Raw genomic sequence first — 12,448 nt, forward strand, 5'->3', positions numbered from 1 at the left:
CCTCCGCAAACTGGCCAAGATCCTTCCTGCACCGCAGCAAACGCGCAAAGCCTGATAGAAAAGGCGCTCGCGCTCTGTTCAGAACCACACTTTCTGCAACAGCAACACGTTGTTTTTCCACAGAATCGGCTCAGCGCGGTCGTTCGCTGCGGGATGCGCCAACGTTCGCTTTGCCGCTATTCATCAGTTTTTTGATTTTATAGGTCCAGAGCCCAACAGACGCCATTGTCGGATTGGTTCGAAGTCAGCGTCTTCCATTCGCGTTTATGTGATCTTGAGCCCAGGGCATGCATTGTTTGGCTGCCACCCAGCCCCCTCCGCGCCCCCCAGTTTCACCCCAGAAATCTGTGGCCCTATAATCAACCTCAGCGATCTCAAAGTCACTTAGCATAAACCGTACAACTGGTTTTTCCTGATGTTTGCAGGTGCGGATGGCATTTGCACTCATTAAGTCAGTCGAGGTTACAAGCAGTCGCTTATTGATAATTGAGCGATTGCTCTCACTCAGGAATGTATCCATGTCCTTCTTGGAAACGGGGTATTTGCTGTCATAGCATTTGGCCTGAACAGCCCAGATGTCTCCGTTCTTATGCTCAAAGACCAAGTTGATGCCGGTATCGGGTCCCCACTTTTCAGGCCAATCGTTCCAAAGCCAGACACTCTTAACCTGTGTTGACCATTCTGGGTCATTCTGCAGGAACCACTTGACGAACAGCTCGAAGGCTCTGCCATCATTTCCATCTCGTTGGATTGACGCAATAAAGCTGGAAAACCTCGTCACACAATTGTCCTGTCGGCCACTGCAATAGATCACAGGGTAAAAACAGACCACAGTGATGCAATGGGGATTGTTGTTTATCGATGGGGGCAATTGGGTTCAGTCAATAATTAGGTGACACCATTAGAGCGTTTAGCTGAACTTAAGGCTATCGCTTCAGCCCGAGCTACAGCTGGCTGAGTTGTAGCGACCCTCCTCACATCCACCTCCTCCATAAACGACATCAAGGACAAGCTCATGGCACAAGCATCTGCTTTAGCCATCGGGTCGGCCTGTGCTTTGCGGCATGAGTCCGTCTCGGTGGTACAAACACCATTAAGACCTCTTTATAGACATTGTACTAGCAACCGCTCAGGCGACTTGGCTGACGCGACGACCTCATCCTTGTTTGCTGTATTGAAGCAGCGTGGTGGTGGTCTGCTCCATCAGGATACCGCTATAGCCCTGCGTGAACTGGTCGCTACGATGAAAGCTATAGCTGATGGGTCAGCTGATCCCTGCTTCTACCTATCAAGCCTTGATCCCGGTGTGGGTAAGACCACGACGCTGATCCGCTTTGTCACTGAACTCCTGGGGTCTGAACAGCATGAAGGCGTGGCTGTATTGCTCTGCTTCTCGCGGCTGGAGGAGATAGCTCGGCTGGTTGAGGAGATGGGTCTTGATGAGGCTGACTACGCAGTCCTGACGTCGGACGATGAGGCCAATCGGCTGAGTTCCACCCTGCCCAGCGAAGCTCGTGTCTTGTTCACTACGCACTCCATGGTCATGAGCCGTTGTCGTGGTCATCGCTTCAGTGACGTTGAGGTTTTCCACTATCTAGGCGAGGTTCGCGCTGTCCGGATATGGGATGAGGCGATGCTGCCCGGCGAGGTGGTCTCTCTCAACACGGACCAGCTTGCTGCCCTGCGTGAGCCTCTGCGGCTATCGCATCCGGCATTGGCACAGATGGTTGAAGAGCTGGAACTGGCGCTTAAAGCATCGGATGGTAGCGGAACCTACGACTGGCCTGATGTCGAAGACGCCACAGGGATCGCCTTACGGTCAGCTCGGCAGGGTCTGGAGCAGCGACAAGCTTCCTACCTCGAGGGCCTGTATGCCTTGTCAGGACGATGTGTTCTCCTGCGCAGGCCCCACAACGCTACCAAGGTCATCACTGCGCTCGACAGCCGAGACGCAATACCAGACGACTTTGCCCCGGTTGTGATCCTCGACGCCTCAGGCCGTGTTCGTTCGACCTACAGCCAATGGGAAAAGCATAAAGGTAACTTGGTCAGATTGCCTTCAGCGGTCAGGAGCTATCGTAACCTCACCGTCCATGTCATGGACAAGGGTTCAGGTAAAACCACATGGACGCAGAACGGTAACGCTCTGGCTCGTGAAGTCGCCATAAAGATCGACAGTAAGCCTGATGAAGAATGGCTGGTCATCTATCATAAGGGCGTCAACGGTGGGGCGATCCCGGATCAGGTGATGGGACTGCTCAGTTCAGACCCAAGCCGTGTCCACTTCCTCAACTGGGGCAAGCATCAGGGAACGAATAAATTCCGGCATATCCAGAACGTCATCTTGGCTGGCATGAACAACCATCCGGAAACGGATTATGAGATGAAGGCGAGGCACTACAGCGGCATCCCAAACGACCATGACGTCCCCAAGGCCCTCGTCGACGACATGCAGGCAGGTGAACACATGCACCACATCCTGCAGGCCCTGTGCCGTTCAGCGGTCAGACAGGGCAATGGCTCCGATTGCTCCCCCTGCAACGCTTACATCATCGCCCCGAAGCGCTCTGGCATCCGTGCTTTCCTCACCGAAGTGTTCCCCGGCTGCACCGTCAGCACATGGCTGCCTACCGAGAAGAAGCCAAAGGGAAAGGTCCAGCAAGCGCTTCTCTTCGTCGAGATGCACTTCAAGGATTGCCCCGATGAGGTCTTGTTGTTCACAAAGCTACAGTCAGAACTCGAGATCACCAACGCTTCCAACTTCCGCAATCGCATCCGCCACCACGAGGACTTCAAAGCTGGACTGGAGGCTCTGGGGGTCGAAGAGGTCACCGTGGGTAACCGCCATCACCGCAACGCATTTGCTAGGAAGCCTATGCCCTTCGGTCCCGTTGCAGGTGCGAGCTAAATCGCTGATGTTTAGACCAAAGAAATGTGAGCGCCTTACTAATATGTAGGGCGTTCGCGTTACCCCCCTAGCCCCTACCGCGACTGTAAAACAAGAAGCTTCATCAGATGCTGTGAGCTGGCGCGTGACGCTTGCTATCCCCTCCCACAAGCCCACACGCCTCAGCAGGGGCAACCGAAGCCTGAGAGTCCTCCCAGCGCCTCAGCCATACCGTAGACCAGAGCGTAGACCATTTGGTTCCTGTTGACTGCAGCTCACCACCTCGGATAATCCTTGTTTTGCTGGAGTTGCCAGCTGAAGCGGTGCCTGTAGGAGGAGCTGAACTACTTCTCCTGGGCACCAATTCACCGGACGCGGTTCGGATCAAGGCGCCACGGTTGTGGTGCCTTTGGTTTTTTAAGAGGTTTGTGTGGGGATGAATCCGGGGCGCCAGGCGCCGGATGCGACCGCAAGGATGAAATCCCAATATCTTTATATTCCCCGCCCAAATGACGGTTTTTCCTTGATTTAGGGCTTTTTTTGGCGGCTAATTTCGACAGTTGCGCAAAAAAACGCCAATTTGGTCAAATATTCTTACCAGAACGCTTGTCTTTGATCCCATAACCAGTAACATCGCGCGGGTGTGGTGGACCGCCTGACGTCGAATCGCTTTTGCGGTTCGTAAGGTTCGCCATCAAAAATGCGATTATTCGCAAAGGAATGTAATGGGAGGAAACCATGACAGATAAGGCAAAATTGGACCGGCGCTCGTTTTTGCAGCGCGCGGCCTTTGCCGGGACCGCTGCAGCAGGCACGCTGGCAGCACCGGCAGTATTGGCGCAAGCGCCGATCGTTCTCAAAATGCAAACATCCTGGGGTGCGGGCAACATCTGGCAAGAATTCGCACAGGATTATGCCGATCGCGTCGAAGCAATGTCCGGCGGCCGTTTGAAAATCGATGTTCTGCCCGCAGGCGCGGTTGTTGCGGCGTTCCAGGTTCTGGACGCGGTGAACGACGGTGTTCTGGACATGGCGCACTCTGTGCCGGTCTACTGGTACGGCAAGAACAAAGCGGCGTCGCTCTTTGGCACCGGCCCTGTCTTCGGCGGTTCCGCCACGACAATGCTGTCATGGTTCTATGAAGGTGGCGGTAAGGCCCTTTATGACGAGCTGACACAGGACATCCTCGGGATGGACGTTGACGGCTACATGGGCTTCCCGATGTTCGCTCAGCCCTTTGGCTGGTTCAAAGAAGAAGTGAACACCGTCGACGACCTGAACGGCTTCAAGTACCGGACCGTTGGTCTGGCGGCTGACCTTCTGCAGTCGATGGGCATGTCCGTTGCTCAGCTTCCGGGCGGCGAAATCGTTCCCGCGATGGAGCGTGGCGTGATCGACGCGTTCGAATTCAACAACCCGTCGTCGGATAAAGACTTTGGCGCGCATGACGTTGCCAAAAACTATTATCTGTCGTCCTATCACCAGGCGTCGGAAAGCTTTGAATTCCTGTTCAACCGCCTGACGATGGAAGATATCGGCCCCGATCTGGCCGCGATCCTCAAATACGGCGTTGAAGCGGCTTCGACAGCGAACACCGCCAAGGCGATGCGTCGCTATTCTTCGGACCTCAAGTGGCTGCAGGAAGAGGCCGGTGTAAACGTGCACCGTACCTCGGAAAACATTCTTGCCGGTCAGCTCAAGGCCTGGGACGAACTGATCCCGCAGCTTGAAGAAGATCCGTTCATGAAAAAGACCCTCGACAGCCAGCGCGCCTGGGTCGAGCAAGTCACCTACTACGAGATCATGAACGCGCCGGATTATGCGCTTGCGTATAACCACTACTTCCCCGGTAAACTCAAAATGTGATCTCAGAGTAAAATCTGACTTGATACAGGCCCCGGCGACACATACGCCGGGGCCGCTTTTCAACTGAAAGGGGGCTCGTATGATTAGTTTCATACGTTTTGCCGACGACCTGTCGGCCTGGTTTGGCAAATCCTTTGCCTGGCTCATCGTCCTGATGGCCGTTGGCACCGGATACGAAGTTGTCGTCCGCTATATCTTTAACAATCCGACGGCCTGGGCGCTTGACGTATCGTTCATCATGTATGGCACGCTGTTCATGATGGGTGGGGCCTATACCCTTTCACGGGGCGGGCATGTCCGGGGCGACTTTCTGTATCGTCTTTGGCAGCCGCGCAATCAGGCGAAGATCGATTTCGTGCTCTACATCATCTTCTTCTTTCCCGGCGTGATCGCACTGGTTCTCGCAGGATGGAAATACGCCGCGCGGTCCTGGTCTTATGGCGAGGTCTCGGTCAACAGCCCTGCTGGCGTGCCGATCTATCAATTCAAGACCGTGATCGTTGTCGCCGGTCTTTTGCTGTTCATTCAGGGCATCGCCCAGGTTTGCCGCTGCATTCACTGCATGCGCACCAATGAATGGCTTCCCGCCGATGAAGACGTCTTTGAGACCGAAGACCTGCTGATGCAAAAGGCCTCAGAGGCCGAGAAGGATGCACATCCATGACCGATCCCCAAATCGCCCTGATGATGCTGGGCCTGTTCATCATCTTCGTGTTTCTGGGCTTTCCAATTGCCTTTACGCTGATGGCCATGGGCATCGGCTTTGGCTATTACGCCTATTTTGACGCGCGCCGTATGTGGCGCAGCTTTGACCGGATGGCCGACGATACCGGCTGGCTTGATTCCACAGGCCTCTGGATAGAGGGGTTATTCAATAACCGAATATTCGATTTGTTCGTGAACCAGACGTTCACGGTCATGTCGAATGAGGTTCTGACCGCCGTTCCGCTGTTCCTGTTCATGGGTTATATCGTCGAGCGCGCCAATATCGTTGACCGGCTGTTTTCGACGCTGAATATCGCGGCCAAGAACATGCCCGGCTCGATGGGTGTTGCGGCGCTCATCACCTGTGCGCTGTTCGCCACCGCGACGGGCATTGTGGGCGCGGTTGTGACCCTGATGGGTCTGCTGGCTCTGCCGGCGATGCTCAAGGCGCGCTATGATCCGTCATTCGCCAGCGGCATTATCTGTGCGGGTGGTACGCTTGGTATCCTTATCCCGCCGTCGATCATGCTTATCGTCTATGCGGCGGCCTCGAACGTGTCGATTGTCCGTCTTTACGCGGCTGCGCTTTTGCCGGGCCTGACGCTGGTGACGCTTTATCTTGTCTACGTCATCGGCCGCTCCATCCTTCAGCCCTCGGTCGCGCCGCGCCCGACCGCCGAAGAAGTGCCGGACGTGCCGAAGGGTAAGCTGTTCCTGCTGATCCTGACATCGCTTGTACCGCTGGCCTTTCTTATCCTTGCTGTGCTTGGCTCGATCCTGTTTGGTCTTGCCACCCCAAGCGAGGCGGCCTCGATCGGTGCATTGGGCGGGATCTTCCTTGCCTTTGTCTATCGTGCGATGACATGGCAGAGGATGCGCGAAAGCGTCTACCTGACCGTGCGGACCACCGCGATGGTGTGCTGGCTTTTTGTTGGCTCTTACACCTTCTCGGCGGTGTTCTCTTACCTCGGTGGCGAACATCTGATTTCTGATTTCGTTCAGGGTCTGAACCTTAGCCCGCTGATGTTCCTGCTGCTTGCGCAGCTGATCATCTTCCTTCTGGGCTGGCCGCTGGAATGGTCCGAGATCATCATCATCTTCGTGCCGATCTTCCTGCCGCTGCTGGCGTTCTTTCAGATCGACCCGCTGTTCTTTGGCATTCTGGTCGCGCTTAACCTTCAGACCAGCTTTCTAACGCCACCAATGGCAATGTCGGCTTACTATCTGAAAGGCATCGCGCCACCGGAAATCAAGCTGACCCAGATCTTTCGGGGGGTTATGCCCTTCCTGGTCTGTGTCTTCATAGCCATGGCGATGATGTACATCTTCCCGCAGATCGTCTTTTATCTGCCGGAGCTGATGTATGGCAAATAAGGCCGATATCCTGATGCTGGACGCTTGCACCCTTCGCGAGCGTCTGGCGACCGGCGCGCTTACTGCGCTGGAGGTGGTCGAGGCCTCGATCGAACGGATCGAGGCCCGCGAACCCGAGGTTCACGCCTGGGCGTGGTTTGACCCGGAATTTGCCCGCCACCAGGCGCGCCAACTGGATATCCACCGCCAGACCGGGCGCGCCATCGGCCCGCTGCACGGGTTGCCGGTGGCGTTGAAAGACATCATCGACACCGCCAAGATCCCGACCGAAAACGGCTGTGAGCTTGATAGAGGCCGGGTGCCGATCAAAGACGCCGCTATCGTCGAGAAACTAAAGACGGCCGGCGCGATCATCATGGGCAAGACGGTCACCACCGAGCTTGCCTTTATGCAGGCCGGACCGACCTGCAACCCGCATAACCTTGCGCATACACCGGGCGGCTCGTCTTCGGGGTCTGCTGCGGCGGTCGCCGATGGCATGGTGCCGCTGGCGGTTGGCACGCAAACCGGCGGCTCGGTCATTCGACCGGCATCTTATTGCGGCATCACCGGGTTCAAGCCAAGCTTTGGCGCGATCCCGCGCACCGGCGTTCTGATGCAGTCGCCAACGCTCGACACGGTCGGCGTTTTCGCACGTACCCCCGCCGATGCCGCCCTGATCGCCGAGGTGCTGTTTGGCTATGACGAGGCCGATTCAGCCACCCGCCCCGAACCGACGCCAGCCTTGCTAGACATCGCCAGATCGGAACCGCCGATCAAACCGATCTTTGCCTTTGTGAAGCCCCCCGGTTGGGACGATGCCGACCCGCAACTTCACGCCGCCTTTGCCGAATTGGCCGAGGCGCTTGGGGATCGGATGTTCGAGGTTGACCTGCCGGCCCCCTTTGGCGATGCCGCCATGCTGCGCGAGCGGGTGAACTTTGCCGAAATGGCGCGCTATTATTATAGCTATGGCAAAAAAGGCTCTGACCGTCTTGGCCCGCTCACCCTTGAGGCACTCAGCAAAGGCAATGCCATTCTGGCGCGCGATTATCTCGCGGCGCTTGATTGGGGCGATGTGCTTTATGCCGGTCTTGATGAGATTTTTGATCGCTGCGATGCGATCATCTGCCCCGCCGCCATGGGCACCGCGCCCGAGGGGCTTGAGTTCACCGGAAGCGCGCTTTTCAACGGGCTTTGGACATTCGTGGGCGCGCCCGCGATCACGATCCCCGCGTTTACGGCCGAAAATGGTCTTCCCATGGGGGTTCAACTGGTCGCGGCGCGTGGCAATGATGCGCGGCTTTTACGTAATGCAAACTGGTTCCAAGGCTGGCTTACCGATGCCGGCGCTTAACGAAAGGACAGACACATGAACAGATTCCTTGCCCTCTTCGCTTTTGCGGTTTTCGCAGGATTTCTTTACATCCTGGCCAGCAAGATCGGCGAGTTTGACCTCTGGGTGGTGACCATCTTTACGGTTTGTCTTGCTGCCTATGACTTCCTGACATCCAGCAAGAACAAAAGCTAATATGTCGGACAAGCCCGTTATCTGGATTCCGCGCCGTCTTTCCGATGCGACGCTGGCGCGTGCGCGCCGCGACTACGAGGTCATCGTAAACGAGGATGACACCCCCGGCAGTGCCGAGGATATCATTGCGATGAGCGGCCGTGTTGATGGCATGATCCCCTGTCATTCCGAGCATTTCAGCGCCGAGGTCGTGGCCAAGCTTGATCCGCGCCTGCGAATCGTCGCCAATCATTCGGTCGGGGTTGATCACTGCGACCTACCCGCGCTTAAATCGCATGGTGTGGTGGTGACCAACACGCCGGATGTTCTATCGGATGCCACCGCCGAGATTGCCATGCTGTTGATGCTTGGCGCCGCGCGCCATGCGGTGGCCGGGGACCGGATCGTGCGCACCGGCGCATGGGATAGCTGGTCACCGTCCTTCATGGTCGGCAAACAGGTCACCGGCGCGCGCATCGGGATTGTCGGAATGGGCCGCGTCGGCCGGGCGTTCGCGCGCAAGGCACGTGGGTTCGACATGGAAATCCATTACCACAACCGCTCGCGTCTTTCGCCCGAGGATGAAGCAGGGGCCATCTTTCACGCCGATGTCGATAGCCTGCTTGAGGTCTCTGATTTCCTGTCGCTTCATTGCCCGGCGACGCCTGAAACGCGGAAATTCCTGAATGCGGAACGGCTGGCGCGCTTGCCCGAGGGGGCAGTGATCGTCAATACCGCACGCGGCGCTTTGATCGACGAAGCCGCGCTTTTGGATGCGCTCGATTCCGGTCATATCGCCTCCGCAGGGCTTGATTGCTTTGAGGTTGAACCCGGCGGCAATCCGGCCTTTGCGAGCCATGACAACATCTTCATGCTGCCCCATATCGGCAGCGCCACCCGCGCCACGCGCGACGCCATGGGATTTCGGGCTCTCGACAATCTTGATGCGTTTTTTGCGGGCAAAGAACCGGGTGATCGGCTGGTTTAAGCCGCGGCTACGTTGAACCTTTAGAGGCGCCAACACGGCGCCTCTGGCACGTTTGGTCAGCTTGCGGCATGCGGCATGCGGCATGCGGCCGAAGAATCATCTTACCTGCCCCCTTCAACTCCATTTGCATTCGGCGCTTGTTGGCGAGACAATACCCATAAGGGTCTTATTGTCCGATTTTGTTTGCTGTGGCCGCTCGCATCTGTATTCTTATCAATAAATATTTATGCCGCTCATGCAACATCCCGGAGTGTGGAGGAATGCAATGCTAGACCAATATCCCAGGGTGCAGCCGGGCCCGCCAAAGCCCAGCAGAATTATCCAGCCGCAGGTGTTCTCGCTGCCGCCGGGGACCGAGCGGTATACCGTCGCGGCGCAGGGTGCCGCGCTTATCCCGGTTGAAACCGGCGATCAGATCAGCATCATCAACGATGAGGGCGGACAGCACTGCGAGGTTGTGGTCAGTGACCCCAAGGGAAGGATTGATGCGGGCATTATCGGCGCAATGGCCCAGGGTGACGCGAGCGGGTTGAAGGCGCTATTGGCTGGCGATAATCAATCCCTGCGCGGGCTGCGCATGGGGCTTGATGCGCGCGGCATTGACCTTGCACAGGCGTCGGCGGTGCATCTGTTTGAGGCAACGACACCTGCCGGAACGCAGGCACAGTTCACGGCCCTGCGCGATGGCGCCGTGATCATTGCCGCCCCCGGTGGCGTGATGGATCTTGAAGCCCAGAATACCGCGACCCCGCTGACCGTGATGGTGAAGCGCGCGGTTCTCAAAAGCCACGTGCGGTTTGAGTTGCCCGACCCGCTTGCAGACCCGCTCGCGGATATCCGGGTGCACACCCAAACCGCCGAGGCGTATTTTGTCAAAGCCGGGGACTATATCCAGATCATTGACGTGGATGGACGGCAATGCACTGATTTTGAATGCTTTTCCGCGCGCAAACTGGACAAGGGCATCGAACATGCCCTTGATGTGACCACCACGCGCACCTTGATGGGCCACGCCTATCCGATGCCCGGCCTGCACGCGAAATACTATGATCAGGAAATGCTTCCGCTGGTCGAAGTCGTGCAGGACACCTGCGGGCGCCATGATGCCTTTGCCCTAGCCTGTGCTGCGAAATATTACGACGATATCGGCTATCCGGGGCATGTGAACTGTTCGGACAACTTCAACACGGCGCTGTCGGCCTTTAACGTCACCGGGCGGCCCGGCTGGATGGCGATCAACTTTTTCTTCAACACCGCCATCGACGATCACGGCGTCATGTATGCTGATGAGCCTTGGTCGCGCCCCGGTGATTACGTTCTGCTGCGCGCGCTGACCGATATCGTCTGCGTCAGCTCGGCCTGCCCGGATGACACCACGCCCGCAAACGGCTGGAACCCGACCGACATTCACATCCGCACCTATAGCGGCAAAGAAACCTTTCAGCGGTCGATCGCGACGCGCACCACCCCAGATTCGGAGCCGAAAATGACAAAGCAGACCGGTTTTCACGACAGCTTTGCCAAGCACACGCGGAATTTCATCGAGTATAACGGCTATTGGCTGGCAAATTGTTTTGCCGCCGCAGGGCCGATCGAGGAATACCACGCCTGTCGCGAGAAATGCGTGATTCTCGATCTGTCGCCCCTGCGCAAGTTCGAGATCACCGGGCCGGACGCCGAGGCGCTGTGCCAATATGCCTTTACCCGCAATATGAAGACGCTGGCAGCGGGCGGCGTTGTCTATACCGCGATGTGTTATGAACACGGCGGAATGGTTGACGACGGAACGGTGTTCCGGCTGGCGCGTGACAACTTTCGCTGGATTGGCGGGTCGGATTACGGCGGTGAATGGCTCCGCGAGATGGCCGCGAAACTTGGGCTAAAGGTTCTGATCCGCGCCTCGACCGACCAGTTGCACAATGTCGCGGTGCAGGGCCCCGAAAGCCGCGATCTGCTGCGCAAGCTTGTCTGGACAGCGCCGCATAATCCAGAATTTGATCAGCTTGGATGGTTCCGGTTCACCCCGGCGCGGCTTCACAACGAGGCGGGAACCCCGTTTGTGTTAAGCCGCACGGGATACACCGGCGAGCTTGGCTATGAGGTGATGTGCCACCCCAAGGATTGCGCCGAGATCTTCGATGCGATCTGGGAGGCGGGACAGGCGCATGGGATCAAACCGATGGGCCTTGAGGCGCTTGATATGGTGCGCATCGAGGCCGGTTTGATCTTTGCCGGCTATGATTTTTCAGACCAGACCGATCCGTTTGAGGCGGGCATCGGGTTTACCGTGCCGCTGAAATCCAAAACCGATGATTTCATGGGCCGTGACGCGCTGATCCGGCGCAAGGAAAACCCGATGCGCAAGATGGTCGGCCTTGAAATCGACAGCAATGTCGATGTGGGCCATGGCGATTGTGTACATGTAGGCCGGGCGCAGGTGGGCGAGGTGACTTCGGCCATGCGCTCGCCGCTTTTGGGCAAGAACATCGCCCTTGCGCGGGTCGATGTGGCGCATGCCGATGCCGGGACCGAGCTTGAGATTGGCAAACTTGACGGCCACCAAAAGCGTATCCCGGCAAAGATTGCCGAAAACCTTGCGGCCTATGATCCGAAAAAGGAACGCCCGCGATCATGATCAGGTTTGACCCAGCCTTTGCCCTTGCCGGGCAACACCGACGCGGGGGGTGTCCGGCTATAAGACCAGACGAGGAATGAGCTATGAGCGCCCTTGAAGACCTTGGAGGAGAAGAGCGCCTGCGCGCTTTGGTCGAGACCTTTTATGATCTGGTCGAGACGCTGCCCGAGGGGTCAAACCTGCGTCGGCTGCACGGGCGCGGCCATGGCATTGATCACGCGCGGATTGAACAGTTCAATTTCCTCTCAGGGTTCCTTGGTGGTCGGCGCTATTACATGGAAAAGCACGGCCATATGGATGTGAAGCTTATGCACGCCCATGTGCCGATCCGCCAGGTTGATGCCGACAACTGGATGGTTTGCATGAACAAGGCGCTGGATGACGAGGGCCACAGCGGTCCGCATATCGACAAGCTTCGCGCGGTGTTCACGCGGATCGCGACGATACTGGTCAATGACGTCCCCGACTGGGAAGACATCGGCGCTCGCAAAGGCTAGTGCTGCG

At 57.3% G+C, this 12,448-nt stretch carries 11 protein-coding genes; 10 read left to right on the forward strand and 1 reads right to left on the reverse strand.

The features are described from left to right. Positions 1–203: hypothetical protein (locus ROG8370_RS20740; protein ID WP_212580065.1), on the forward strand; the 203-nt coding region annotated here is incomplete at its 5' end. Positions 204–244: 41 nt separating this feature from the next. Here ROG8370_RS20740 and ROG8370_RS06345 read toward each other — a convergent pair. Continuing rightward, positions 245–781 carry a restriction endonuclease gene (locus ROG8370_RS06345; protein ID WP_170925189.1) on the reverse strand — a complete coding sequence of 179 codons (537 nt, stop codon included), beginning with the start codon at positions 779–781 and terminating at the stop codon, positions 245–247. A gap of 234 nt (positions 782–1,015) precedes the next feature. Here ROG8370_RS06345 and ROG8370_RS06350 point away from each other — a divergent pair, with 234 nt between their 5' ends. The 9 genes from ROG8370_RS06350 to ROG8370_RS06385 all read left to right on the forward strand — a co-directional run bounded on the left by ROG8370_RS06350 (position 1,016) and on the right by ROG8370_RS06385 (position 12,441). Beyond that, complete coding sequence (locus tag ROG8370_RS06350; protein WP_139838059.1) at positions 1,016–2,908, forward strand: hypothetical protein; 1,893 nt, start codon at positions 1,016–1,018, stop codon at positions 2,906–2,908. A 717-nt stretch (positions 2,909–3,625) separates the two neighbouring features. After that, on the forward strand, positions 3,626–4,753 hold the full coding sequence (locus tag ROG8370_RS06355; protein ID WP_085826247.1) for a TRAP transporter substrate-binding protein: 1,128 nt from the start codon (positions 3,626–3,628) through the stop codon (positions 4,751–4,753). A 79-nt stretch (positions 4,754–4,832) separates the two neighbouring features. Then, positions 4,833–5,417, forward strand: coding sequence for a TRAP transporter small permease subunit (locus ROG8370_RS06360; protein ID WP_085826248.1), 585 nt, complete (start codon positions 4,833–4,835; stop codon positions 5,415–5,417). Next, positions 5,414–6,832, forward strand: coding sequence for a TRAP transporter large permease (locus tag ROG8370_RS06365; protein ID WP_085826249.1), 1,419 nt, complete (start codon positions 5,414–5,416; stop codon positions 6,830–6,832). Before ROG8370_RS06360 ends, ROG8370_RS06365 begins: the two co-directional genes overlap by 4 nt. Next, a complete protein-coding gene (locus tag ROG8370_RS06370) occupies positions 6,822–8,168 on the forward strand; it encodes an amidase (RefSeq protein ID WP_085826250.1) in 1,347 nt (448 codons plus the stop codon). Before ROG8370_RS06365 ends, ROG8370_RS06370 begins: the two co-directional genes overlap by 11 nt. 15 nt (positions 8,169–8,183) lie before the next feature. Beyond that, complete coding sequence (locus tag ROG8370_RS20505) at positions 8,184–8,342, forward strand: hypothetical protein (RefSeq protein ID WP_170925190.1); 159 nt, start codon at positions 8,184–8,186, stop codon at positions 8,340–8,342. A 1-nt stretch (position 8,343) separates the two neighbouring features. After that, positions 8,344–9,309 (forward strand): 2-hydroxyacid dehydrogenase, encoded by a 966-nt coding sequence (locus ROG8370_RS06375; RefSeq protein ID WP_085826251.1) that lies wholly within the window; start codon positions 8,344–8,346, stop codon positions 9,307–9,309. A 265-nt stretch (positions 9,310–9,574) separates the two neighbouring features. After that, a complete protein-coding gene (locus ROG8370_RS06380; RefSeq protein WP_085826252.1) occupies positions 9,575–11,944 on the forward strand; it encodes a trimethylamine N-oxide demethylase in 2,370 nt (789 codons plus the stop codon). Positions 11,945–12,027: 83 nt separating this feature from the next. Then, on the forward strand, positions 12,028–12,441 hold the full coding sequence (locus ROG8370_RS06385) for a group II truncated hemoglobin (protein ID WP_085826253.1): 414 nt from the start codon (positions 12,028–12,030) through the stop codon (positions 12,439–12,441). Positions 12,442–12,448 lie beyond the last annotated feature (7 nt).

It is taken from the genome of Roseovarius gaetbuli, assembly GCF_900172365.1.
GTDB lineage: Bacteria > Pseudomonadota > Alphaproteobacteria > Rhodobacterales > Rhodobacteraceae > Roseovarius > Roseovarius gaetbuli.